The organism is Pseudomonas sp. GL-RE-29, from assembly GCF_019947275.1.
Classification (GTDB): Bacteria; Pseudomonadota; Gammaproteobacteria; order Pseudomonadales; family Pseudomonadaceae; genus Aquipseudomonas; species Aquipseudomonas fluorescens_A.
This window is the reverse complement of sequence record NZ_JAGYGD010000002.1, coordinates 169,338-194,917: the sequence shown is the minus strand read 5'-3', so window position 1 is coordinate 194,917 and position 25,580 is coordinate 169,338. Positions and strand designations below refer to the sequence as shown.

Below are 25,580 nucleotides of genomic sequence, written 5' to 3'. Positions count from 1 at the left end.
GATCTTTTGATCTTAAAAAATCAAGATCAAAAGATCGCAGCCTGCGGCAGCTCCTACATTGGACCGTGGGGTTACTTGAAGTCGTTTTGGCGCCAGGCTTCGTACACGGCCACCGCCACGGTGTTCGACAGATTCAGGCTGCGGCAACCTTCGCGCATCGGCAATCGCAAGCGTTGCTCGGCGGGCAGAGCGTCCAGAACGTCGGCCGGCAAGCCACGGCTTTCCGGACCGAACAGGAACGCATCACCCGGGGCGAAGCTGGCGTCGTGAAACGGCCGCGAGCCCTTGGTGGTGAAGGCGAACACCCGTGGATGACCGAGGCTTTCCAGGCAACTGGCCAAGTCGGCGTGGCGCTGCAGGGTGGCATACTCGTGATAGTCGAGGCCGGCCCGGCGCAGGCGCTTGTCGTCCATCTCGAAGCCCAGCGGTTCGATCAAATGCAGGTGGCAGCCACTGTTGGCGCACAGCCTGATAACGTTGCCGGTATTCGGCGGAATTTCTGGTTGGAAAAGGATGACGTGAAACATGCACGGCTCCGAAGGTAAAGATGAGCGGCATTCTACGCCGCAAGCCGACCCTCGTTCGAAACTATTCCCGCGCGTAATGGGATCGCTGGCGATTGTCGGTGTGATGGTGGGGCTGATGATCGGTCGCCTGACCACCCCGGACCCCAGCCAATTGCAGCAGGTTGAAGTGACGGACGACGGCCTGGTGGTGTGGTTCAACAATGAACCCAAGACCCACGGCGAGATAGTGGAAGGCAGCATCGCGCTGTTGTTCGAAGCAGAAGGCAAGGCGCAAAAAGGTCAGCTCAAGCTCAACGGCAAGGACGTGAACTGGCGAACGCGATTGAGTGACGGGGGATTGTTGCTGACGCTGGTGGCGGCCCGACCGCTGCAGGGCGACTGGGCCGGTAGCGAGGTCGATGACCGCTGGAGGCTGGAGATCCATCTCCGAGAGCAATAAAAGAGGGAATCCCCGGCCTGCCTGTACCAAGGTTCCCGAAACGGGAGGGTTCGCGCATTTCGGCGTGAACCCGGTGTAAAGAAGGAATCCCCGGCCTGCCTGTACCAAGGACCCCAAAACGGGAGGGCTCGTCGCGAGTGCGGTGTGAGCCCGGTGTAAAGAGGGGAATCCCCGGCCTGCCTGTACCAAGGTCCCCGAAACTGGGTAGTGAACTGAATCACTGAAGGGACTATTGCAGGGGGCATGCCAGAATTTAATAAATGGAAATAAAAAGTCGTTTCGATACGCCGAAAGCCCCGTAAATCGGGGCTTTCGTGTTTTTTCGATAAGGGTTCGGTTACGAACGCAGGCGGGTTTTCGGATCAGTTGGCGTGCGCGATTGCGGTTCACGGTGCATTGCGGCGGTGCACAAGCAAAAAAAGATCGCAGCCTTCGTCGGCCCTACAGGGAATTGCGTACCCCTGTAGGAGCTGACGAAGGCTGCGATCTTTTTGCGGACTACTGGAATCTGAAGCCGGACTTAACCCTCATCCCCCTCATCATCATCCCCGCCATCAACCTTCATCCCCAGCTCCTTGATCTTGCGAGTCAGGGTATTACGCCCCCAGCCCAGCAAAACAGCAGCATCGCGGCGGCGACCGGCGGTGTGCTTCAGGGCGGTCTCGATCATGATCCGCTCAAATGCCGGCACAGCGCTGTCGAGCAGGCTCGATTGACCGCGTGCCAACGCCTGATCGGCCCACTGACGCAGCGCCTGCTCCCAGTTGGTCACCGGTGCCGAATCCTGCGGCAGGCTCAGCAGCTCTGGCGGCAAGTCGCCAATGTGCACTTCGCGCCCGGAAGCCATCACCGTGATCCAGCGGCAAGTGTTCTCCAACTGACGCACGTTGCCCGGCCATGGCAGGTTTTTCAGGTATTCCTCGGTTTCGCTTTTCAGCAACTTCGGCTCGACGGCCAGCTCTTGCGCAGCACGGCTGAGGAAGTGCTTGGCCAGGGTCGGAATGTCTTCGCGACGGTCCGACAGGCGCGGGATGTGGATACGGATCACGTTGAGGCGGTGGAACAAGTCCTCACGGAATTTCCCGGCGTGGACCAGGGTTTCCAGGTTCTGGTGCGTTGCGGCGATGATCCGCACGTCAACCTTGACCGGCACATGGCCGCCAACGCGGTAGAACTCGCCATCGGCCAGTACGCGCAGCAATCGGGTCTGCGTGTCTGCGGGCATATCGCCAATTTCATCGAGGAAAAGCGTACCGCCGTCAGCCTGTTCGAAGCGTCCGCGACGCAGGTTGGCCGCGCCGGTGAACGCGCCTTTTTCGTGGCCGAACAGTTCGGACTCCATCAAATCCTTCGGGATCGCCGCCATGTTCAGCGCGATGAACGGCGAAGCCGCGCGCGGGCTGTGACGGTGCAGGGCGTGGGCCACCAGTTCTTTACCGGTCCCGGATTCGCCGTTGATCAGCACGGTGATGTTGGAATGGCTCAAGCGCCCGATAGCGCGAAACACTTCCTGCATCGCCGGCGCTTCGCCGATGATTTCCGGGGTGCGGGTGAGTGCGACCGGGACTTCCATCCCTTGTTGCTCTTGAGCGTGCTGATTCGCACGCTTGACCAGGGAAACCGCTTCATCAACGTCAAACGGCTTGGGCAGGTATTCGAACGCGCCGCCCTGATAGGACGCGACAGCGCTGTCCAGATCGGAATGCGCGGTCATGATGATCACTGGCAGCCGTGGGTGTTGCTCGCGAATCCGCGCCAGAAGGTCCAGGCCGCTGGCGCCGGGCATGCGGATGTCGGAGATGATCACGTCCGGCTGCTGGCGCGCCAAGCGGCTCATCACGCCATCGGCGCTGTCGAAGCTTTGTGTGGTCATGCCTTCTTGCTGCAAGGCTTTTTCCAGGACCCAACGGATAGAACGGTCGTCATCGACGATCCACACGGTTTCACTACGGCTCATGTCGATGTGGCTCCTTGTTCCAGTGGCAGAAAGATCGAGAAAGTGGTGTGGCCTGGGTGGCTGTCACATTCGATCAGGCCCTGGTGCTGGCTGATGATGTTCTGGGTAATGGCCAGGCCGAGCCCGGTACCGTCCGGACGACCGCTGACCATGGGAAAGAAGATGGTTTCCTGGAGTTCCGCAGGAATGCCGGGACCGTTGTCGATGATTTCGATCTTGGTCACCAGGCGATGGCGCACGTGGCCGATGGTGAATTGGCGCATGGCGCGGGTGCGCAAACTGATGCGGCCCAGGCGCAACTCGTTCTGGCTGCTGATGGCCTGCATCGCATTGCGCACGATATTCAGGACTGCCTGAATCATTTGTTCGCGATCGATCAGGACGTCGGGAATGCTTGGGTCATAGTCACGCACCAATGTAATGCAGCCTTGGCTTTCGGCCTCGACCAGATGGCAGACGCGCTCCAACACCTCGTGGATGTTGCACATCGCCAGCGACGGCAGCTTGTTGGAGCCGAGCATGCGGTCCACCAGATTTCTCAGGCGGTCGGCTTCTTCGATGATGACGTTGGTGTAGTCGCGCAGGCTTTCTTCCGGCAGCTCACGGGCCAGCAATTGCGCCGCGCCGCGAATCCCGCCCAGGGGGTTTTTGATTTCATGGGCCAGGCCGCGCACCAGCATCTTGCTGGTTTCCTGCTTCGACAGTTGCGCTTCTTCCTTGGTGATACGCAGCAAGCGGTCACGGGGATGGACTTCGAGCAGCAGCATTGTCTTGCCATCGCTCAGGATAGGCGTCACGGCGTAATCGACGGTCAGGGTTTGGCCGGTGAGGGCGGTGAGCATCGCTTCACGTTTGGTGAACGGGTGCGCCTGCTGCACCGCCTGACGCAAGGAATTCAGCGCCTCGGTGGATTCGGTGAATAACTCGCTGATGAATTGCCCATGGCTGCGCTGGCCGCTGATGGCCAGAAGCATCTCCGCCGCCGGGTTCATGTACTCAAGGCGCAATTCGGCGTCGAGCAGGATGGTCGCGGTGGTGAGGTTGTCGAGTAGCAAGCGGTGCAGTGCGTCGCTAATGGTCATCGGGACCTCTTTTGGAGCAGGGCGGCGCGCAGGAAAAAAGCGCTGATGCGGGGAAAATGCAAAAACCAAACCAAGGCTCCGAAAAGAAGCGTTAAACGCCTGAAACGGGCGTTTGACGCTCGATTGCGTGGCGTACTGCCAGCTAACGCGGGTACTTTCGAACCAAAATGGGTTGAAGTGTGAGCGCAGTGCAACGAATCGCACCAATATAGTGCGCAAAGCTGAACGACGTTTGAAAGGTGCAAGAACGAACTTTTTTCTTCGGGTTCGTCGGTAAGTGGGGATTTCGGTCGTCGGCCGAAGATGCGTTTGAAGGCACCCGATCAGCGCCCAGGCCCTCGATGCTTTCGCACCCGTTGCACGTAAAAAGTGACTGTCGAGCTCTGCTGAACCACGGTTTCGCCGTCAATCACTTGCACTGCCAGACTGTGTTCACCGCGGTCGATGTTCACCAATTGGAGGATTGGTACGTTGGTTGGCTGGCCGTAAGGTTGGCCATCCAGAAGCAGTCTCAATAGATGAGGGGCTTGCAGACGCGGTTTGATCAGTGCGTTGACGGTGAAGGTGCCATTGTTGGCGCGCAGGGCTTCGGTGGTGGGCAGACCGGTGAGTTCCAGCACCTCGTAGGCGGCTTGGGGTTGTTCCTTTGGTTTGGGTTGAGTCGGGGGCGCAGGAGGCGACAAGGGTTCGACGCGATTGAGCGGCGGCAGCTCGACCGGCTGGGCGTTCACACCGTCAGGTGGTTGATTGCTGTAGGCCGTGTTGCCCTCGGCGTCAGTGTACTTGTAGATCTGCGCCGATACGGGCAGGGCGATCAGCAAAAGGATGAAGAGAAAACCACGACCCATAAAATCGACCGGAAACGAAAGCGATAGGTGCAGCATAGGGCAGGGTTGGTGGTAGACCCAAGTCGCTAAACATTTGGGCATGATTTACGGGTTTTCCCAAACATCACAAATCCGTCTGTAGGAGCCGTGAAATGACGGGCACAAAAAAAGGCCTCCCGAAGGAGGCCTTTCTTGTCACGCCGCTTGCGCAGGCGCTACCGGATTAGCAGCTGTAGTACAGCTCGTATTCCAGTGGGTGTACGAAGGTACGTACCTTGATTTCTTCTTCGCTTTTCAGGGCGATGTAAGCGTCGATGAAATCGTCGCTGAAAACGCCGCCTTTGGTCAGGAACGCACGACCTTTGTCCAGCTCTTCCAGGGCTTCTTTCAAGCTGCCGCAAACTTGTGGGATCTCTTTCGCCTCTTCAGGCGGCAGGTCGTACAGGTTTTTGTCAGCAGCATCGCCAGGGTGAATCTTGTTCTGGATACCGTCCAGGCCAGCCATCAACAGGGCGGCGAAGCACAGGTACGGGTTGGCAGCCGGATCCGGGAAGCGAGCTTCGATACGGCGGGCTTTAGGGCTCGACACGTAAGGAATACGGATCGAAGCGGAGCGGTTGCGAGCCGAGTAGGCCAGCATAACTGGAGCTTCGAAGCCTGGAACCAGACGCTTGTAGGAGTTGGTCGCCGGGTTGGTGAAGCCGTTCAGGGCTTTACCGTGCTTGATGATGCCGCCGATGAAGTAAAGGGCGGTATCGGACAGGCCGGCATAGCCTTCGCCTGCGAAGGTGTTCTTGCCATCTTTCCAGATGGACATGTGTACGTGCATACCCGAACCGTTGTCGCCGTACAGCGGCTTAGGCATGAAGGTCGCGGTGCGGCCGTAAGCGTCAGCAACGTTGTGTACAACGTACTTCAGGGTTTGGGTTTCGTCGGCTTTCTTCACCAGGGTGTTGAACTTGACGCCGATTTCGTTCTGGCCGGCAGTTGCCACTTCGTGGTGGTGAACTTCGACGGTCAGGCCCATTTCTTCCAGTGCGTTGCACATGGAGGTACGGATTTCGTGGTCGTGGTCGAACGGTGGAACCGGGAAGTAGCCGCCTTTGACGCCTGGACGGTGGCCCTTGTTGCCGCCTTCGATGTCCTGGTCGGACATCCAGGAGCCTTGTTCGGAGTAGATCTTGAACATGGAGCCGGAGATGTCGGACTTGAACTTCACTTGGTCAAAGATGAAGAACTCTGGCTCTGGACCAGCGAATACGGTGTCACCGATACCGGTGGATTTCAGGTGTTCTTCAGCGCGCTTGGCGATCGCACGTGGGTCGCGGTCGTAGCCTTGCATGCTCGAAGGTTCGATGATGTCGCAGACCAGGATCAGGGTCGGCTCTTCGGTGAACGGGTCCAGGACAGCGGTGGAGTCGTCCGGCATCAGGATCATGTCGGAGGCTTCGATGCCTTTCCAGCCAGCGATGGAGGAACCGTCGAACATTTTGCCGACTTCAAAGAAGTCATCATCCAGCGCATCGCGAGCCGGCATGGTCACGTGGTGCTGAGTGCCCTTGGTGTCTGTGAAGCGCAGATCAATCCACTTGACGTCATGATCTTTGATGAGTTGAACCGACTTCGACATAGTGTCCTCCGGGTGGATTAGGGCTGGTAGTGGATGCCCTTAAATGTTTGTGATGCCGGCGCGAATACTCTGCCAAGGCAACCTGCCTCACAAGGGAGCAAATTGCATGCCAGTGCCCCACCATGGGTTTTTTGCCCCAAATTCACGCTTATAGACGTGCAAAGCTTCTTAAAGCAGAAAAATGCGCTCCTTAATGTGGCGCTGGAAAGTGAAAGTGACCCGTTTTGGTGCGCGCAAAACCTTCTGCACATTAACTGGTTAAACCTTGAGCAATTTCCGCTATAATCCGCGCCCCCCTTTTTCGGCAGGCCCTGCGCGCGCTGTTTCCATGAAATTAATCGTAAAAGTCTTCCCCGAGATCACCATCAAGAGCCGCCCGGTACGGATGCGTTTCATCCGTCAGTTGGCCAAGAACATCCGTGCCGTGCTCCGCGATCTGGACCCGGCTGTGGTGGTGAACGGCGTGTGGGACAACCTCGAGCTGGAAACCCGCGTCAGCGATCCCAAGGCCCTGAAAGAGATGGGCGAGCGCCTGAGCTGCATGCCGGGCGTCGCGCACTTCCTGCAAATCGACGAATACCCGCTGGGCGACTTCGACGACATCGTCGAGAAGTGCAAACAGCATTACGGCGATGCGCTGGCCGGGAAGATTTTTTCGGTGCGTTGCAAACGCGCCGGCAAGCACCCATTTAGCTCCATAGACATCGAGAAATACGTCGGTAGCCAGTTGCGCCGACAGTGCGGTGCCGCCGGGATCGATCTGAAAAAGCCTGAAATCGAAGTTCGCATCGAAGTTCGCGACCAACGGTTGTTCGTGATCCACAGCCAGCACACCGGCATCGGCGGTTATCCGCTGGGAGCACTGGAACAGACGCTTGTGTTGATGTCCGGCGGGTTCGATTCCACCGTCGCGGCCTACCAGATCATGCGCCGTGGCCTGATGGCCCATTTCTGCTTCTTTAACCTGGGTGGACGGGCCCACGAGCTGGGCGTGATGGAAGTCGCGCACTTCATCTGGAAGAAGTACGGCAGCTCGCAACGCGTGCTATTTGTCAGTGTGCCGTTCGAGGAAGTGCTCGGAGAAATTCTCGGCAAAGTCGATAACAGTCATATGGGCGTAGTATTGAAGCGTATGATGTTGCGCGCTGCGTCGAAAATTGCTGATCGGCTGCAGATCGAGGCGCTGGTCACCGGTGAAGCGATCTCCCAGGTTTCGAGCCAGACATTGCCGAACCTGAACGTGATCGACTGCGTGACCGAGAAGCTGGTGCTGCGCCCGCTGATCGCCAGTCACAAGCAGGACATCATCGATACGGCCAACGAAATCGGCACCGCCGACTTCGCCAAGCACATGCCGGAATACTGCGGGGTCATTTCGGTGAACCCCAAGACCGCTGCAAAACGCCATCGCGTGGAGCACGAAGAGAAAGAGTTCGACATGGCCGTCCTTGAGCGTGCGCTCGAGAACGCCAAACTGGTACCGATCGATCGCGTGATCGATGAATTGGGCCAGGACGTACAGATTGAAGAAGTCAGCGATGCGCTGGCCGGTCAGATCGTCATCGACATCCGTCACCCGGATGCCGCTGAAGATGACCCGCTGGAGCTTGCTGGTATCGAGGTACAGACGATGCCGTTTTATGCACTGAACGCTCGTTTCAAGGAACTGGACCCTACTCGCCAGTACCTGCTGTATTGCGACAAAGGCGTGATGAGTCGCCTGCATGCCCACCATTTGCTCAGTGAGGGGCATGCCAATGTGCGCGTTTATCGACCGAGCTAAGTGCCCGGGGCTGTTTGCCTGTGGCCTGCGTCACCGGCCCCCCGATGCCACCGTCAAGCTGTAACGGCTTTTACGGACGCTACTGTTAATCGCTGCCAAGACTTGTCAGCACACCGAATCCTCTGATCGAGATACACAAGTGATCGAAAATCTACGCAACATCGCCATCATTGCTCACGTTGACCATGGTAAAACCACCCTGGTAGACAAACTCCTGCGTCAATCCGGCACCCTGGAGCGCAACGAGCTCAACGACGAGCGCGTGATGGACTCCAACGACCAGGAAAAAGAGCGCGGTATTACCATTCTGGCGAAAAACACCGCCATCAACTGGAACGGCTACCACATCAACATCGTGGACACCCCGGGCCACGCCGACTTCGGCGGCGAAGTTGAACGCGTAATGTCGATGGTTGACTCCGTTCTGCTGCTGGTTGACGCTCAAGACGGCCCTATGCCGCAAACCCGTTTCGTGACCAAGAAGGCTTTCGAAGCCGGCCTGCGTCCGATCGTGTGCATCAACAAGGTTGACCGTCCAGGCGCGCGTCCGGACTGGGTTCTGGACCAGATCTTCGACCTGTTCGACAACCTGGGTGCCACCGAAGAACAGCTGGACTTCAAAGTCGTCTACGCCTCGGCCCTGAACGGTATTGCCGGTCTGGACCACAACGAAATGGCTGAAGACATGACCCCGCTGTACCAGTCGATCGTCGACAACGTACCCGCGCCGGCTGTTGACCGTGACGGTCCGTTCCAGATGCAGATCTCCGCACTGGACTACAACAGCTTCCTGGGTGTTATCGGTGTTGGCCGTATCGCTCGTGGTCGCATCAAGCCGAACTCCCCGGTTGTCGCTATCGGCGCCGACGGCAAGAAGCGTAACGGTCGTATCCTGAAGCTGATGGGTCACCACGGTCTGCACCGTGTAGACGTTGACGAAGCTGCTGCAGGCGACATCGTGTGCATCAGCGGTATGGACTCGCTGTTCATCTCCGACACCCTGTGCCACCCGGACACCGTTGAAGCGATGAAGCCGTTGACCGTCGACGAGCCAACCGTTTCCATGACCTTCCAGGTAAACGACTCGCCATTCTGCGGTAAAGAAGGCAAGTTCGTGACTTCCCGTAACATCAAGGAACGTCTGGACAAAGAGCTGCTGTACAACGTTGCACTGCGCGTTGAAGAAGGCGACTCGGCTGACAAGTTCAAGGTTTCCGGCCGTGGCGAACTGCACCTCTCGGTACTGATCGAAACCATGCGTCGCGAAGGCTTCGAAATGGCTGTAGGCCGTCCGGAAGTGATCATCCGTCTGGTTGACGGCGTGAAGCACGAACCGTTCGAAAACGTCACCATCGACCTGCCGGAAGAATCCCAAGGCAAGGTGATGGAAGAGATGGGCCTGCGTAAAGGCGACCTGACCAACATGGTGCCGGATGGCAAAGGCCGTGTACGTCTGGAATACAACATCCCTGCTCGTGGTCTGATCGGTTTCCGTAACCAGTTCCTGACCCTGACCAACGGTGCTGGCATCCTGACCTCGATCTTCGACCGTTACGACGTGATGAAGTCGGGCGACATGTCCGGCCGTCAGAACGGCGTTCTGGTTTCGGTTGAAACCGGCAAGGCGCTGACCTACTCCCTGGAAACCCTGCAGGCACGTGGCAAGCTGTTCGTAGAGCACGGTCAGGAAATCTACAACGGTCAGATCGTTGGTCTGAACAGCCGTGACAACGACCTGGGCGTTAACCCTACCAAGGGCAAGAAGCTCGACAACATGCGTGCGTCGGGTAAAGACGAAACCATCGCTCTGGTTCCACCTGTTCGCTTCACCCTGGAACAGGCTCTGGAATTCATCCAGGACGACGAGCTGTGTGAAGTCACTCCTAAGTCCATCCGTCTTCGCAAGAAGATCCTGGACGAAAGCGAGCGTACCCGCGCTGCCAAGAAAGCCAAGGCGTAACATTTAGCCTGGCTTAACGAAAACGCCCCCGGTCGAGAGACCGGGGGCGTTTTTGTTTGTCTGCGATTTACGCCGAGCCTTTGTGGCGAGGGAGCTTGCTCCCGCTCGGCTGCGCAGCAGTCGTAAAATTTTGGGGTCGCTGCGCAACCCAGCGGGAGCGAGCTCCCTCGCCACGGATGTAACCGGTCAGAACCGCTCGATACTCCGCGAATACTGTTCGCGCACAACTTCTTTCGGCTTGTACGCGCAATACCCCGGCCGCGGGCCGATTTTCGGGTGGTTGCGGCAAGTATCCGGGCGCTTTTCATAAATAGTGCACAGACGGCTCTTACGATCCAGGTACAGGCAATCGTTGTTGCTCATGCGCTGGAGAGTGAAGATTCCCGACTTCTGGTTAAAGCGCTCGACCAGGCCTTCCTTTTGCAGGCGCTTGGCGATGTTCTTCGGCGGATCACCCATCTCGAACTCATCGACCACACCGATGCGGATCAGATCCTTGATCTTGACCTCGACCGGCAGCGTGCAGCAGCTGGACATGCAGGAGCCGCACATCGGGGCGGAGTACTTGGCCCAGGTATCGAGGCGGTCGATCTCCGCAGCGGCGATCAGGTTCGGCTTCATCATCGGTTGTTACCAGCGTGTGCATCAGGGCGCGCGATCATACCGGGACTGGTGGATTTTTGAACAACCTTTCGCCAGATTTTTTTCGTCACCGCTCAACACCACCGCTAATCCGGCACGGCACCTGCATTGATTCAAGTACACGACAATGGATTGCCGACCCAATTCGCACTAACGGGAAAAACTGCCGAACCGGAGCCTCTACCGCCTGTCAGACCGTCTAGGCTCAGACAACTCAAAGCTCGCTCGAGGTCTTATCGATGACTCAAGAACCACTTGTTCGCGAAGCAGAGGTGGCCGCATTCCGCGACGCCGTCTTGACCAAACTCACCTACGCGGTGGGCAAAGACCCGGATCACGCCTTCGACCACGACTGGTTCGAAGCCATTGCGCTGGCAGCGCGCGATCACATGGTCGAGCACTGGATGGACCACACGCGGCAGATCTATCGCAAAGGCCAGAAGCGCGTTTATTACCTCTCCCTGGAATTCCTCATCGGCCGGCTGCTCTACGACAGCTTGAGCAACCTAGGCTTGCTTGATGTGGCACGCGAGGCCCTGACCGAACTCGGCGTGGACCTGGAACGCATCCGCCTGCTGGAGCCCGATGCGGCGTTGGGCAACGGCGGCCTCGGTCGTCTGGCGGCGTGCTTCATGGAAAGCATGTCGACTCTCGGCATCGCCGGACACGGTTACGGCATTCGTTACGAACACGGCTTGTTCCGCCAGGCCATCGTCGACGGTTGGCAGCAGGAACAGACCGAGCACTGGCTGGATTTCGGCAACCCCTGGGAATTCGAGCGGCCGGAAGTGGTTTACCCGATCGGCTTCGGCGGCAGCGTCGAAACCGTGACCGATGAAAGCGGCAAGTCCAAGCAAGTCTGGCATCCGGCGGAAACCGTGCGGGCCATTGCCTATGACACGCCGGTGGTCGGTTGGCGCGGCGCGAGTGTGAACACGCTGCGTTTGTGGCGTGCGCGGGCGATGGAAGATTTGCACCTCGAGCGCTTCAACGCCGGCGACCACTTGGGCGCGGTTGCCGAAGTAGCGCGGGCCGAAAGTATCTCCCGCGTGCTGTACCCGGCGGACAGCACAGAGGCCGGTCAGGAATTGCGTCTGCGCCAGGAATATTTCTTCGTCGCCGCGTCCCTGCAGGATTTGCTGCGCCGCCATCGCAACATGCACACCTCGGTACTGACGCTGGGCGATCACGCGGCGATCCAGCTCAACGACACTCACCCGTCGATTGCCGTGGCCGAGCTGATGCGGCAATTGGTCGACGTCTATGACGTGGCGTGGGACGCCGCGTGGCAGGTCACGGTCGACACGCTGTCCTACACCAACCACACGCTGTTGCCGGAAGCACTGGAAACCTGGCCGGTCGGTTTGATGGAGCGCATGTTGCCGCGGCACATGCAGATCATTTATCTGATCAACGCCCAGCACATCGACTCGCTGCGCGCCAAAGGCATCCATGACTTCGACGTGCTGCGCGCGGTGTCGCTGATCGAAGAAGACAACGGCCGCCGTGTGCGCATGGGCAACCTGGCGTTTCTCGGTTCCCACAGCGTCAATGGCGTGTCCGGGTTACACACGCAGCTGATGCGCAAAACCGTGTTCTCTGAACTGCACAAACTCTATCCAGAGCGGATCAACAACAAGACCAACGGAATCACCTTCCGCCGCTGGTTGTATCAGGCCAACTCGGAACTGACCTCGATGCTGGTCGACGCCCTCGGCCCGGACCTGCTGGATAACCCGGAAGCGCGTCTGCTGGATCTTGAGCCGTTCGCCGAGAAGACCGCATTCCGCAAAGCCTTCGCCGAGCAGCGCCTGCACAGCAAAAAAGCCCTGGCGTACATCATTCACGAACGACTCGGGGTGGCGGTCAACCCGGCGGCGATGTTCGACGTGCAGGTCAAGCGGATCCACGAGTACAAACGACAACTGCTCAACCTCATGCACACCGTGGCGCTGTACCAGGCAATTCGCGCCGAGCCGGAAATCGACTGGGTGCCGCGAGTGAAAATCTTCGCTGGCAAGGCTGCCGCGAGCTATCACCAGGCCAAGCTGATCATCAAATTGACCAACGACATCGCCCGGGTGGTGAACAACGACCCGACCGTGCGCGGATTGTTGAAAGTGGTGTTCCTGCCCAACTACAACGTCAGCCTAGCGGAAAGTATTATTCCGGCGGCGGACTTGTCCGAGCAGATTTCCACCGCAGGGTTCGAAGCTTCGGGCACCAGCAACATGAAGTTCGGACTCAACGGCGCGTTGACAATCGGCACGCTGGACGGCGCGAACGTGGAAATGTGCGAGCGCATCGGCGCCGAGCACATGTTCATTTTCGGCCTCAGCGCGCAGCAGGTTGAAGCGCGTAAGCAGAACCATGAGTTCAGTGCGGTGCCGGACATTGCTGCGTCCCATCGGCTCAACGACGTACTGCAAGCGATTCGCGGCGGGGTGTTCTCGCCGGATGATCCGTCCCGTTATGCCGGGCTCATCGATTCGCTGGTGGACTACGATCGCTTCCTGGTGTGCGCCGATTTCGATTCCTACTGGAACGCGCAAATGCGCGTCGAAGCCCACTGGCACGACTCTAACGAATGGTGGCGTTCAGCGGTGTTGAACACGGCACGCATGGGCTGGTTCTCATCGGACCGGACGATTCGCGAGTACGCTACGGATATCTGGAAGGCGTTGGGGTAACTTTTCAGTCGGGTCGATATACTGGCGGCCGTAAAAGATCGCAGCCTTCGGCAGCTCCTACAGGATCAATGTAGGCGCTGCCGGAGGCTGCGATCTTTTTTGGAGCTGGCTACGCTAATCTTTCCGGATTGCGCTTAGGGATATCGACCATGCAATGGATGTTGATGCTGATTGGCCTCGTTGTGGGCTGGATACTCGACGAGTCGTTCGGCGATGCGCTGCTGGGCGCGCTACTGGGTTTGGGAATCGGCCAGGCCATTCGCATCGGTCGTCTGGATTCCCAAACTGTCGAGCAGCGCCGTTTGCTGGAACAGGCGCGGGTTGCGCTGCATGCAGTCGAGCAACGGCTGGCCGTGCTGGACGTGTCGGGTGCCACCTCACCGCAAGCAGTCGGCGAACCTGTTGTCACCAAGTCCGTTTCAATCCCAGACATTGTCGAAGCGCCGCAACTGATCTGGGAACTGCCGCCCGAACTTGATCCCGTCACCACGACCGAAGCCAGCCGCCCGCTCCCCGTGGATGCCTGGAAACCAGTCGCCCGCGAACCGCAACAACCCGCCACCCCTCGCGCACCTAACCTCATCGACCGCGCCATCAGCGGTGCCCGCGCATGGCTGTTTGGCGGCAACACGGTGCTCCGGGTCGGCGTGGTGCTGTTGTTTCTCGGTCTGGCCTTCCTGTTGCGCTACGCCACCGAGGGCGTGGTGATACCGATCGAATTACGCTACGCCGGCGTCGCGGCAGCAGCGCTGGGGTTGCTCGGTTTAGGCTGGTGGCTGAGGGCCCGCAACAGCCAGTACGCCTTGATCCTGCAAGGCACCGGCATCGCCGTGTTGTACCTGACCGTGTTTGCCGCGATGCGCCTGCATCCGTTGCTCGACCCCACGGCGGCGTTTGGCCTGTTGGTGGCGGTGACGGTGTTCTCGGCGATTCTCGCCATCACCCAGGATTCCCTGGGACTGGCTGCCGCCGCTGCGCTCGGGGGTTTCGCCGCTCCCCTCCTGGTGTCCACCGGGGCCGGTAGCCACGTCGCGCTGTTCAGCTACTTCGCATTGCTCAATGCCGGGATCTTTGCCATTGCGTGGTTCAAGGCTTGGCGTTTGCTGAACGTGATCGGCTTCAACGGCACCTTCGGTATTGGTTTTGTCTGGGGTATACGTTCCTACACGCCGGACTTGCTCTGGAGCACAGAGCCGTTCCTGATCCTGTTCTTCCTGATGTACCTGGCCATCGGTTTGTTATTCGCGCGGCGCAAGCTGCTGGAATTGTCAGATACGCCTGAAGACGACAGCCGTGAGGCGCTGCTTCGCTGGTCAGCACGCAAAGGTGATTACGTCGACGGCACACTGCTATTCGGTCCGCCGCTGGTGGGCTTCGGCTTGCAGTTCGCGCTGGTCCAGCATCTTGAGTTCGCTGCCGCGTTCAGCGCCTTGGCGTTGGGCATTATCTACATGGGTTTGGCTCGGCTACTCATGGGTGGAAAGGCGCTGCTGCTGACGGAAACCTGCCTGGCGTTGGGCGTGATCTTCACCAGCCTGGCAATCCCGTTGGGGCTCGATGCGCGCTGGACGACAGCGGCGTGGGCGGTGGAAGGCGCGGGGATTTTCTGGCTCGGTCTGCGTCAACAGCGGCCGTTGGCGCGGGCCTTTGCCTTGTTGCTGCAACTGGGTTCGGCGTTGGCGTTCCTCAGCGAACTGCGCAGTGGAGACAGCAGCCTGATCAGCGGCGCGCCCTTGGGCGCATTGTTGCTGGGCTGCGCCTTGTTGTTCAGTTTCTACCAATTGCACAAAGCGTTGCCCGAGCACACGAAATCCTGGGAGCGTAAAGGATTGCCGGTGCTGGCCTGTCTCGGTCTGACGTTCCTCTATCTGCTGGCGCCGCTGTTCTTCTTCACCCATGGCACGGTCATCAGTTGGGCGTTGGCCGGGTTGGCGACGTTGTTTGTCGGCCTGCGATTGCCATCGCGCACGTTCCTGTTCAGCGCGTTTGCCGTGCAATTGCTCGGTGGCGTTTTATTCCTGATGGCAGGCTCGGATCTGTTTGCTTTGCAGGCCGGCGACGCGTTGCAGCCATTGGCCCATGGTGGGTTCTGGACGCCGCTGGTGTTGGGGCTGGCGGCGTTGCTCGGGGCGTGGCGCTTGCACTTGGACAATCCGCCCAAGGCGTTCGATGGATTGGCTTTGCAGCGTTTCTCTCAAGCGTTGCTGGTGTGGGGTGCAGGCTGGTGGGCGCTGGCTTGGGTTACCGAGGTATTGCGCTTTGCCCCGCTGAATCTGCAAGCGACGTTCTTGCTCGCCGTCGCAGCCTTGAGTGTTGCGTTGTGGACGGTGTTGGCCCTGCGCTTGAAATGGCCATCGCTGGGACTGCTCTGCACCTTGCTGATTCCGGCGGCCGGCCTGGTATTGCTCGGCGCTTGGCATTCGCGTTATCACCCGGCGGCTGACTTCGGTTGGCTGGTGTGGACGTCGGTCTTCGTTGTGCATTTCATCTCGCTGCGCCGCTTGGCGCCGATGCTGCCGGCGTGGGCGCTGAGTGCCGCGCACGTGCTTGGTTGCTGGCTGTTGATTGGGGTGCTGGCGCTGGAGCTGCGATATGGACTGCTGCTGATGTCCGAGCAGTACAACGCCTGGCGCTGGCTGGGTTGGGCGATTCTGCCGAGCCTGTATCTGGTGCTGATGGCTTCCCCGCGTGCCTGGCCCTGGCCGGTGTCGGCTTATGCCCGGGAATATCGGGTTTACGCCGCCGCGCCTTTGGCTTTGCTGATGTTGGGCTGGTTCTGGCTCGCCAATATCGTCAGCGACGGCGCCGCCGAGCCGCTGCCCTATGTGCCGCTGATCAATCCGCTGGAGTTGGGTTTGTTGTTTGCGTTGTTCGGCATCTACGTCTGGTCGCGCAGTGCCGTGCCGCAACTGGCGATCCGCAAGGACTACGCCTCTTATGCCACGCAAATGGTCGCCGGCGTTTCGCTGTTCACGTTCTTCACGGTAGTGGTCATGCGCACGGCGCATCACTGGAGCGGTGTGCCGTTCGAGTGGGATGCGTTGCTGGACTCGATGTTGGTGCAGGCCGGTCTGTCGATTGTCTGGACCTTGATGGCCCTGAGCCTGATGATTGGCGGCCATTTGCGGCATCGCCGTGAAGTCTGGCTGGTCGGCGCGGCGTTGATCGGCGTGGTGGTGGCCAAACTGTTCTTTGTCGAATTAAGTAACCGCGGCGGGTTGGCGCGGATCGTCTCGTTTATCGGCGTTGGCGTGTTGCTGCTGGTGGTCGGCTATTTCGCGCCATTGCCACCCAAACGCGTCGAAACTGCGCCGGATGCGGAAAAACCGGCGCCGGAAACCGAAGGAGTGTCGTCTTGAGTCAGAAGCTGAACCTTGGCTGGTTGGGCATTGTTGCAATGGGTGTGGCGCTGGCAGCGGCCGCTCAGGAGAAACCGGCGGACTTTGCCACGCAAGTGCCGCTGTCGGTCAGCGGTGACGGCCCGTGGTATCGCCTCGAGCTGCCCCTGACCGTGCAACTGAATGCGCGCCAGACCGACCTGAGCGATGTGCGGGTGTTCAACGCCGCCGGTGAACCACAGGCCTATGCATTGGCTCGGGAAACCGCGCAGGTCGACGACAACCGCACGCTGACCGACGTCAAATGGTTCCCGCTGTACAACGCGGCGGATGCCACCGAACGCGCACCGAGCGTGCGTGTGCAATCGAACGCCAACGGCTCGCTGGTCGAAGTGCAGCCTTCCAGCCAACTGGAAGCCGGTGAAGAAGCGTTGCGCGGCTGGTTGCTCGACGCCAGCGCGATCAAGGCGCCGTTGCAGCAACTGATCCTCGATTGGACCAGCGAACATGACGGTTTCCAGCGGTTCAGCATTGAGGCCAGCGACGATTTGCAGCAGTGGCAATCCTGGGGCGAGGGGCAAGTGGCGCGGCTGACGTTTGCCGACGAACGGGTCGAGCAGCACGAAGTCGGCCTGCCGGGGCAGTCGGCGCGCTATTTGCGATTGCTGTGGAAAACGCCGCAATCGGCGCCGATCCTGACTTCGGCGCAACTGCAAAGCGCCAGCCCCCGCAGCTTGCCGCTGCCGTTGGTCTGGTCGCAAGCGCTGGCCGGCAGTAGCGTGAAGGCCGGTGAATACACCTGGCAATTGCCGACGGGGCTTAACGTCGAGCGGGTGCAGATCGAGTTGAGCCAGCCCAACAGCCTGGCGCCCGTGATCTTGGCCGGTCGCCGGGACAGCAGCCTGCCGTGGCAGCCGCTGAACAGCGGTTTGCTTTATCGCCTGACCGAGAATGGCCAGGACGTGGTGCAAAACGAATTGCAGTTGTCGGGACAAACCGTGCAGCAGTTGAAGCTGACAGTGGATGAGCGCGGCGGTGGCCTTGGGGCGCAAGCACCCACGATCAAATTTGCCGTGCGCGCGACGCAATTGGTGTTTCTGGCGCGGGGGCCGGGGCCTTACACGCTGGCGCTGGGCAGTTCGACGGTGAAGGCGGCGAACCTGCCGTTGGCGACGCTGATTCCGGATTACAGCGCGGCGAAGATGGCGACATTGGGTTGGGCTTCGATTGAAGGTGGGGCGGTAGTGACCCCGCCGGCTTCGACAGTACCGGTGGAGATTGGTACTGACTGGAAGAAATTTGGCCTGTGGGCGGTGTTGTTGCTCAGTGTTTTGTTTCTGGCGGCGATGGCGTTCAGTCTGCTGCGCAAACCACCAACCAACACTTGAGAAAGGCTGGCACTGCGCGCCAGATCGCGGGCAAGCCCGCTCCCACAAGGAAAGCGCAGTACCTGTGGGAGCTGGCTTGCCAGCGATTACGGCCGTTCAGTCGATAGAAATGCTGATATGACCGCGACATTTACGCTCACTTCCAGACCAATTCGATCTACGCTAAACCCCGCGCATGAACTCTCTTCAGCCGATCACGTCTGATAGGAGGAAATACGCCCCGACTCGCGTTAAACTGCGCGGGTTTTTAGCCCCCCCCATTCTCCGGAGCCTTCCATGTCCCGCGTTACCTTGAGTCGCTATTTGATTGAGCAGACCCGCAGCAACAACACTCCTGCCGATCTGCGCTTCCTGATCGAAGTGGTGGCGCGTGCTTGCAAGGAGATCAACCACGCCGTGTCCAAAGGCGCCCTCGGCGGCGTTCTGGGCAGCATGGGCACTGAAAACGTCCAGGGCGAAGTGCAGAAGAAGCTCGATGTGATCTCCAACGAGATCCTGCTCGAAGCCAACGAATGGGGCGGTCACCTGGCCGGCATGGCGTCCGAAGAAATGGACAACGCCTACCAGATCCCGGGCAAATACCCGAAAGGCGCGTACCTGCTGGTATTCGACCCGCTGGACGGTTCGTCGAACATCGACATCAACGCCCCGGTCGGCACGATCTTCTCAGTACTGCGTTGCCCGAACGAATACCTGAGCCAGAACGAACCTTTGAATGAAAAGGCCTTCCTGCAGCCAGGCACCCAGCAAGTGGCCGCCGGTTACGCGATCTACGGTCCACAGACCATGCTGATCCTGACCCTGGGCGACGGCGTGAAAGGCTTCACCCTGGACCGTGAAATGGGCAGTTTCGTACTCACCCACGAAAACATCACCATTCCTGAGTCCACCCAGGAATTTGCGATCAACGCGTCCAATCAGCGTCACTGGGAAGCGCCGGTACAACGCTACGTCAGCGAGCTGCTGGCAGGCGATGAAGGCCCGCTGAAAAAGAACTACAACATGCGTTGGGTTGCCGCGATGGTCGCCGACGTACACCGCATCCTGACCCGTGGCGGTCTGTTCATGTACCCACGCGACAGCCGTGAGCCGTCGAAGCCGGGCAAACTGCGCCTGATGTACGAAGCCAACCCGATGTCGTTCCTGGTGGAACAAGCGGGCGGCGCATCCACCGATGGTCACCAACGCATCCTCGACATCCAGCCGGACGGCCTGCACCAGCGCGTAGCGGTGTTCCTCGGTTCGAAAGAAGAAGTTGCACGCGTGACGGCTTACCACAAGGAATAAACCATGACCGCGCCCTGGCAGCCGTTGCTCGAATGGTGGTTCGGAAACTCCGAATCAGCCAAAGAAGTGGCGGCGCAGAAGGGCAAGTTGTGGTTCGGCAAGCGCGACAGCCAGGACCTCGAAGCGCGCGAGCGTTTCGGGGGCCAGGTCGAACAGGCACTGGCCGGCGAATTGACCGATTGGGCGCAATGCCCCGAAGGTTGGCTGGCGTTGGTGCTGTTGCTCGATCAACTCCCGCGAATGATCTTTCGCGACTCTCCCAAGACTTATTCCGGTGATACAAGGGCCCAGGCGCTGGTCGCCCAAGGCATCGCTGCGGATTTCGATCGGCAGCTACGGCCCATCCAGCAGGTGTTCATTTTGCTGGTGTTCGAGCATTGCGAAAATCTGGCGGTGCAGAATGAAGGCGTCTCGCGTTACATCGAATTGGTGGCGCAGCAACCGGCGGCTGATCAGGCGTTATTTGCCGATTACCTGGATTTCGCCGAGCGGCATCAGAAAGTGATCGCGCAGTTTGGACGGTTTCCGCACAGGAATGCGGTGTTGGGGCGCGAGAGTACGGCTGAGGAATTGGCGTTTCTTTCGAAGCCGGGGTCGCGGTTCTAACGACGTCCTTAAGGATTGCCTTGAAGCAGCCGTTTCATTAGCAGGTTTGGCAGGCTTTTTCGCGTATCGGCAATGATATGGACGAAGACTGTCTGTTCACGAATCTCATAGATGACCCTGTTCATGCCAGAGACGACTTGTCGATACTGGCTGAGATTCAGCTTTTCGATTTCTTCCGGTATCGACCCTGAATAGGGCTGCGCGCCCAAATGGCGGATGGCGGCCTTAAGGCTGGAATAGGTGCTTTGCCAGGTTTGGCTTGAGAAATGTTTGATGAGGTAGGTACGAAGGTCTTTCAAGTCTGTTTCGGCGGACTGAAGAATGACGACCTTTAAACTCATTGATGGTCAACCTTGTCCAGGTCAGCGAAAACATCCTCGGCATCGCGAAACTTGCCTTCCTCGATCTCACGATTTCCCATTGCCAGAAGCTTTAAAAGAGCCATCGTGTCTTCTTGCTCCTCAAAACTTTTCACGTCCATGACGACCAGTTTTGCTTCACCGTTTTGGGTAATCACCAAAGGCTCGCGACTTTCTGTGAGTGTCTTGACGATTTCGGCGGTATGACTCTTCAAATAGCTGATTGGCTTTATTTGAGATGAAAGCTTCATGGCGTGGATCTCGGCAGAATGAGTGAGACCGAGTTTAGTCTTAATTCAGTCTAGTGTCAGATTGGGGCGATCAGTGATACCGCCATCGCGAGCAGGCACGCTCCCACATCGGGTTTTTGCCAATCACAGTCTATCTTTACGGCAGAGAATCCCTGTGGGAGCTGGCTTGCCAGCGATGAGACCAGTGAGAGCGCCTTAGATCCTGAAACTACCCACCAACTGCTTCAATCGTGCCGCCTGTTGTTCAAGATCCGCACACGCACGCAAGGTCGACTGCAAGTTCTCCACACCTTCCTGGTTCAGCGTGTTGATCTCGGTGATGTCGACGTTGATCGATTCCACCACGGCCGTCTGCTCTTCTGTCGCGGTCGCCACGGACTGGTTCATGCCGTCGATCTCGCCGATGCGCTGGGTCACGCTGCCCAGGCGTTCACCGGCCTGGTTGGCGATGCCGACGCTGCTTTCGCTCTGGCGCTGGCTGTCGGTCATGGTGCTCACGGCTTCGCGGGCGCCGACTTGCAGTTCTTCGATCATCTTCTGCACTTGCTGCGCCGAATCCTGGGTGCGATGGGCGAGGTTGCGCACTTCATCGGCAACCACGGCAAAACCGCGTCCGGCTTCACCGGCACGGGCGGCTTCGATGGCGGCGTTAAGGGCTAGCAGGTTGGTCTGCTGGGAGATGCTGGTGATCACTTCCAGAATCTGCCCGATGTTGACGGTGTTGCTGTTGAGCGTCTCGATGTTGCCGCACGAATCGCTGATCTTCGCCGAGAGCTGATGCATCGCCGAAATGGTCTTGTCGACGACCTGCTGACCGTCTTCGGCCAAGGCGCGCGCATCACTCGAATGCTGAGAGGCGAGGGCGGCGTTCTGGGCGATTTCCTGGGCGGCGGCGCCGAGCTGGTTGATCGCCGCGGCGACGCTGCTGGTGCGCGAGGCTTGCTGGTCGGAGTTGAACATCGACGAGTTGGACGCCGCGACCACGCGCAGGGCAACTTCGTTGACCTGGCCGGTGGCCGAGGACACTTCGATGATCGAAGTATGAATCCGCTCGACGAAGCGGTTGAACGACAGCCCCAATGCGCCGAACTCGTCGTGGCCGTGAATGGTCAGGCGCTTGGTCAGGTCACCTTCGCCTTCGGCGATGTCGTGCATGGCGCGACCCATGGTCAGCAATGGCTGCATCAGGAAGCTGATGAGCATGCCCAGCAACGCAATGATGATCACCACCGCAATGAACATGGCGATGACCGCGGAGGTGCGGAATTCGCTGAGCATCGAGAAGGCGGTGTCCTGGTCGAGCACCAGCGCCACATACCAATCCGCCGAAGGCACGCCGTTGACGTGGGTGAAGGAGATGAACTGGCGCTTGCCGTCGAACTCGACTTCTTTCATGCCCGGGCTGACTTTTGGTGCGCCATTGGGGTAGGCGTCTGCCAGGTTTTTCAGCACCAGTTTGCTGTCCGGGTGAATCAGGATTTTGCCGTCGGCGCTGACGATGAAGGCGTGACCGTGGCCGCCGAAGTTCAGCGAGTTGATGATCGCACTGACGCTGGACAGGTCGATGTCGGCCCCGGCGACGCCGATCATTTGGCCCTGGCGCTGCACCGGAGTGGCCACGGTGATGACCAGTTTGCCGGATGAGGCGGCGATGTACGGTTCCGTAACGATGGTTTGTTGCGCGCTGTTTGCCGCTTTGTACCAGCCACGGGCACGTGGGTCGTAGTCCGCCGCGCGGTTGCCCGCCGGGACCGAGAACATCACACCATCGGCGCCACCAAAGTAGCTCAACTGGAAATTGCCGGTGTAGGCGGGCAGGTCGATGACTCGCTTCAAGCTGGCGATAGCGTTGCCGTCGGCACTGACCTGTTGGGCCATCGATTGCAGTAACTGCATGCGGCTTTCCAGCCAGGTCTGGATGTTGCTGGTGGTCAGGCTGCCGAGTTCCTGCATCGAGGCTTCGGTGCTGGTGCGCAACGTCTGACGCTGGCGATAGTCGTTGAACAAGATGAAACAAGCGAATGCAACGGCCACCACGAGGGCAGCAGCCAACAAGATCTTGTGGCTGAACTTCATGTTTCTGGTCATTAAATGAGCTACCGCGGGAAGACTGGACGACATAGGGTGGCAATCGCCACGGACGTGGGCATTGCGCTGCCATTTATGTCGACTGGGCGGCGCCAAAGATTAGGCGCTTTTGGCGAAAACCGACGAAATGCCCGGTAGCCGAACAAAGTGGCTGATTTTCCATCAGAAGGCAGACGAGTGGCCTGATAAATAGCCGGTCGGCCAGGGAACCAGATAGAGGTTTTCTCTTCTAAGGTTCAGCTTGGCAGCCATGCCAATCCCTTCGTCCTCGGAGTTTCACCATGTCGCTGCGTTCCATCGCCCTGCTTTCGTTCTGCGTGTTGTTGGCTGCGTGCAGCAAGGTCAATCAGGAAAATTACTCGAAACTCTCGTCCGGTATGGCCAAGGCCGAGGTTGAAACCTTGCTCGGCAAACCGACCGATTGTTCGGGCGCGCTCGGCATGTCCAGTTGCACCTGGGGCGACAAGAACAGCTTTATCAGCGTGCAGTTTGCCGGTGACAAAGTGCTGATGTTTTCCGGCCAAGGCCTGAAGTAAACCGGGGCGATGCGCCCACGGAGAAAAACAATGAAGCGGTTATTGATGATGCTTTTTGCCGGCCTGCTATTGGCCGGCTGTGCCACTTCTGGCCAGGATACGTTGGCACCCAAGACGGCCAGCAGCGTCAACCTCAAGCGTTACCAGGGCACCTGGTATGAGTTGGCCCGACTGCCGATGTACTTCCAGCGCGACTGCGCGCAATCCGAAGCCCATTACACGCTCAAGCCTGACGGCAACGTAGCGGTATTGAACCGCTGCCTGACGGCGCAATGGCAGTGGGAAGAGGTCAAGGGTACGGCTTATCCGCAGGTGCCGGGCAAGTTCGACAAATTGTGGGTCGAGTTCGATACCTGGTTTTCGAGGCTGATTCCAGGCGTTGCGAAGGGCGAGTACTGGGTTCTTTACGTCAGCGATGACTACAAGACGGCTATCGTCGGTGACTCGAGTCGCAAATATTTGTGGCTGTTGTCACGCACACCGAAGGTCAATGGTGTGGTGCGTGAAGAGTTGCTGAGCAAGGCGCGTCAGCAGGGTTACGACACTACGCGGTTGATTTGGCGGGCGTCGGATACGCAGATGGCCAAGACTTCAAACTGATCCAATAAACCCTGTAGGAGCCGGCTTGCTGGCGATTCAGACACCCCGGTGTGTCAGGCAAATCGCAATCGCCAGCAAGCCGGCTCCTACAAAGGGCGGGCCTTAGCCCAAGAGGTCGCGCAACACCTGGGTGAAGGCGCGATTGCTTTCCTCTTCCCCGGCATGCCGCCCATCACGCACGACCCACTGGCCGTTCACCAGCACATCCCGCACCTGCCGATCGCCACCGGCAAACAACCAGCGATTCAAAATCCCGTCACCGCTCGCCGTCGCCAGGTACGGATCGTTGCCATCCAGCACCAGCCAATCCGCACGCTTGCCGACTTCCAATGCGCCAATCGGCTGCCCCAACGCTTGGGCGCCACCCTCCAGCGCGGCATCAAACAACGTGCGGCCAACCATCGGCTGATCCGCGCCATACAAACGGTTGCGGCGCTGATCGCGCAGACGCTGGCCATATTCCAGCCAACGCAACTCTTCCACCACGCTCAACGACACATGGCTGTCGGAACCAATGCCCATGCGCCCGCCCTGGGCGAGGAAGTCCACCGCCGGGAAAATCCCGTCGCCGAGGTTGGCTTCGGTGGTCAGGCACAGCCCGGCGATGGCGCGACTCTTGGCCATCAGCGTAACTTCTTCCGGGTTGGCGTGGGTCGCGTGGACCAGGCACCAGCGTTGGTCGACCTCGGTATTCTCATACAGCCATTGCAGCGGACGACGGCCGCTCCAGCTCAGGCAGTCGTCAACTTCTTTCTGCTGTTCGGCGATGTGAATGTGCACCGGGCACTGCTTGTCGCTGGCGGCCAGGACTTCGCTGATCTGCTGCGGCGTGACCGCGCGCAACGAGTGGAAACACAAACCAAGGGACTGCGCCGGTTGCTGTGCCAGGATCGGTTGCAGGCGCGATTGCAGTTTGAGGTAATTTTCGGTGCTGTTGATAAAGCGGCGCTGGCCTTCGTTCGGCGTTTGGCCACCGAACCCGGAGTGGCTGTAGAGTACCGGCAGCAAGGTCAAGCCGATACCGGCAGAACGGGCGGCCTGGCTGATGCGCAGCGCCAATTCCGCCGGATCAGCGTAAGGCTGGCCGTTGTTGTCGTGATGCACGTAATGAAATTCCGCCACCGAGGTGTAACCGGCCTTGAGCATTTCGATGTACAGCTGACGGGCGATAACGCCCAGTTGCTCCGGGCTGATTTTTCCGACGAGGCGGTACATCAGATCGCGCCAGGTCCAGAAACTGTCGTTCGGATTGCCGGCCACTTCCGCAAGACCCGCCATGGCGCGCTGGAACGCATGGGAGTGCAGATTCGGCATGCCCGGCAGCAGCGGACCGCTCAGCTTTTCGGCGCCATCTGCGTGGGAATCGGCCTGGATATGGGTCAATACGCCGTCGGCGCTGACCTCAAGACGTACATTGTTGGCCCATCCACTAGGCAGCAGCGCGCGTTCGGCAAAGAAGGCGGACATGGTTCAGCACCCCATCGTGTGTTATTTGTATATACATATACAGACGTTTGCCTGCTCGGTAAACTCCGGCAATCTAGTAACCCTCGACAAATGAACAAGGATTAACCGTGCCGACTCCGCCTG

Annotated in this window: 20 protein-coding genes and 1 pseudogene; 10 read left to right on the top strand and 11 right to left on the bottom strand. The window is 59.1% G+C overall.

The window, feature by feature from the left end; all coding sequences use genetic code 11:
• Positions 1-71: 71 nt before the first annotated feature.
• Complete coding sequence (gene trmL / locus KGB21_RS02620) at positions 72-527, bottom strand: tRNA (uridine(34)/cytosine(34)/5-carboxymethylaminomethyluridine(34)-2'-O)-methyltransferase TrmL (protein WP_034148554.1); 456 nt, start codon at positions 525-527, stop codon at positions 72-74.
• Here trmL and KGB21_RS02615 point away from each other — a divergent pair.
• Positions 526-966 carry a hypothetical protein gene (locus KGB21_RS02615; RefSeq protein WP_223503442.1) on the top strand — a complete coding sequence of 147 codons (441 nt, stop codon included), beginning with the start codon at positions 526-528 and terminating at the stop codon, positions 964-966. The two genes, trmL and KGB21_RS02615, sit on opposite strands and share 2 nt — an antisense overlap.
• Before the next feature lie 520 nt (positions 967-1,486).
• Here KGB21_RS02615 and ntrC read toward each other — a convergent pair.
• The 4 genes from ntrC to glnA form a co-directional block, all read right to left on the bottom strand.
• A complete protein-coding gene (gene ntrC / locus KGB21_RS02610) occupies positions 1,487-2,923 on the bottom strand; it encodes a nitrogen regulation protein NR(I) (RefSeq protein WP_223503440.1) in 1,437 nt (478 codons plus the stop codon).
• A complete protein-coding gene (glnL, locus tag KGB21_RS02605; protein WP_034148557.1) occupies positions 2,920-4,005 on the bottom strand; it encodes a nitrogen regulation protein NR(II) in 1,086 nt (361 codons plus the stop codon). The genes ntrC and glnL overlap by 4 nt, the downstream gene beginning before the upstream one ends.
• A 323-nt stretch (positions 4,006-4,328) precedes the next feature.
• Positions 4,329-4,853, bottom strand: coding sequence for a DUF4124 domain-containing protein (locus tag KGB21_RS02600; RefSeq protein ID WP_223503437.1), 525 nt, complete (start codon positions 4,851-4,853; stop codon positions 4,329-4,331).
• Positions 4,854-5,055: 202 nt separating this feature from the next.
• Complete coding sequence (glnA, locus tag KGB21_RS02595; RefSeq protein ID WP_034148558.1) at positions 5,056-6,462, bottom strand: glutamate--ammonia ligase; 1,407 nt, start codon at positions 6,460-6,462, stop codon at positions 5,056-5,058.
• A 328-nt stretch (positions 6,463-6,790) separates the two neighbouring features.
• Here glnA and thiI point away from each other — a divergent pair, with 328 nt between their 5' ends.
• A complete protein-coding gene (thiI, locus tag KGB21_RS02590; RefSeq protein ID WP_223503435.1) occupies positions 6,791-8,245 on the top strand; it encodes a tRNA uracil 4-sulfurtransferase ThiI in 1,455 nt (484 codons plus the stop codon).
• 139 nt (positions 8,246-8,384) lie between these two features.
• Positions 8,385-10,205 carry a translational GTPase TypA gene (gene typA / locus KGB21_RS02585; RefSeq protein WP_034148560.1) on the top strand — a complete coding sequence of 607 codons (1,821 nt, stop codon included), beginning with the start codon at positions 8,385-8,387 and terminating at the stop codon, positions 10,203-10,205.
• Between the two features lie 186 nt (positions 10,206-10,391).
• Here typA and KGB21_RS02580 read toward each other — a convergent pair whose 3' ends face one another.
• Positions 10,392-10,829: a YkgJ family cysteine cluster protein gene (locus KGB21_RS02580; protein ID WP_034148561.1), complete on the bottom strand. Its 438-nt coding sequence runs from the start codon at positions 10,827-10,829 to the stop codon at positions 10,392-10,394.
• Positions 10,830-11,086: 257 nt separating this feature from the next.
• Between KGB21_RS02580 and KGB21_RS02575 the strand changes: the two genes are divergently transcribed.
• From KGB21_RS02575 to KGB21_RS02555, 5 genes are all read left to right on the top strand, one after another.
• A complete protein-coding gene (locus KGB21_RS02575) occupies positions 11,087-13,537 on the top strand; it encodes a glycogen/starch/alpha-glucan phosphorylase (protein WP_223503434.1) in 2,451 nt (816 codons plus the stop codon).
• A 149-nt stretch (positions 13,538-13,686) separates the two neighbouring features.
• Entirely contained in the window at positions 13,687-16,896 is a 3,210-nt protein-coding gene (locus KGB21_RS02570; protein ID WP_034148563.1) for a DUF2339 domain-containing protein, read from the top strand.
• Positions 16,893-18,263, top strand: coding sequence for a DUF3999 domain-containing protein (locus KGB21_RS02565; protein ID WP_034148564.1), 1,371 nt, complete (start codon positions 16,893-16,895; stop codon positions 18,261-18,263). Before KGB21_RS02570 ends, KGB21_RS02565 begins: the two co-directional genes overlap by 4 nt.
• Before the next feature lie 276 nt (positions 18,264-18,539).
• The gene (locus tag KGB21_RS02560) at positions 18,540-19,550 is read left to right on the top strand and encodes a class 1 fructose-bisphosphatase (RefSeq protein WP_223503431.1); all 1,011 of its coding nucleotides are present in this window, start codon (positions 18,540-18,542) and stop codon (positions 19,548-19,550) included.
• A 3-nt stretch (positions 19,551-19,553) separates the two neighbouring features.
• Positions 19,554-20,156, top strand: a complete 603-nt coding sequence (locus tag KGB21_RS02555) for a DUF924 family protein (RefSeq protein ID WP_223503429.1) — start codon at positions 19,554-19,556, stop codon at positions 20,154-20,156.
• Between the two features lie 8 nt (positions 20,157-20,164).
• On the opposite strand, the gene KGB21_RS02550 is transcribed toward KGB21_RS02555, so the two are convergent.
• The 4 genes and pseudogenes from KGB21_RS02550 to KGB21_RS29530 form a co-directional block, all read right to left on the bottom strand.
• Positions 20,165-20,497 (bottom strand): type II toxin-antitoxin system RelE/ParE family toxin, encoded by a 333-nt coding sequence (locus tag KGB21_RS02550; RefSeq protein ID WP_034148567.1) that lies wholly within the window; start codon positions 20,495-20,497, stop codon positions 20,165-20,167.
• Positions 20,494-20,766 carry a type II toxin-antitoxin system Phd/YefM family antitoxin gene (locus tag KGB21_RS02545; RefSeq protein ID WP_034148568.1) on the bottom strand — a complete coding sequence of 91 codons (273 nt, stop codon included), beginning with the start codon at positions 20,764-20,766 and terminating at the stop codon, positions 20,494-20,496. Before KGB21_RS02545 ends, KGB21_RS02550 begins: the two co-directional genes overlap by 4 nt.
• 195 nt (positions 20,767-20,961) lie before the next feature.
• Positions 20,962-21,726, bottom strand: a complete 765-nt coding sequence (locus KGB21_RS29535) for a methyl-accepting chemotaxis protein (protein ID WP_411741311.1) — start codon at positions 21,724-21,726, stop codon at positions 20,962-20,964.
• A 93-nt stretch (positions 21,727-21,819) separates the two neighbouring features.
• Positions 21,820-22,842 (bottom strand): annotated as a pseudogene (locus KGB21_RS29530) (cache domain-containing protein); the annotation flags it as partial.
• A 293-nt stretch (positions 22,843-23,135) separates the two neighbouring features.
• Here KGB21_RS29530 and KGB21_RS02535 point away from each other — a divergent pair.
• Together KGB21_RS02535 and KGB21_RS02530 are read left to right on the top strand one after the other, a co-directional pair.
• Positions 23,136-23,390 (top strand): lipoprotein, encoded by a 255-nt coding sequence (locus KGB21_RS02535; protein WP_034148570.1) that lies wholly within the window; start codon positions 23,136-23,138, stop codon positions 23,388-23,390.
• 30 nt (positions 23,391-23,420) lie between these two features.
• The gene (locus KGB21_RS02530; protein ID WP_034148571.1) at positions 23,421-23,990 is read left to right on the top strand and encodes a lipocalin family protein; all 570 of its coding nucleotides are present in this window, start codon (positions 23,421-23,423) and stop codon (positions 23,988-23,990) included.
• A gap of 102 nt (positions 23,991-24,092) precedes the next feature.
• Here the strand turns inward: KGB21_RS02530 and KGB21_RS02525 are convergent, their stop codons facing one another.
• The gene (locus KGB21_RS02525) at positions 24,093-25,457 is read right to left on the bottom strand and encodes a formimidoylglutamate deiminase (protein ID WP_034148572.1); all 1,365 of its coding nucleotides are present in this window, start codon (positions 25,455-25,457) and stop codon (positions 24,093-24,095) included.
• Between the last annotated feature and the right edge of the window lie 123 nt (positions 25,458-25,580).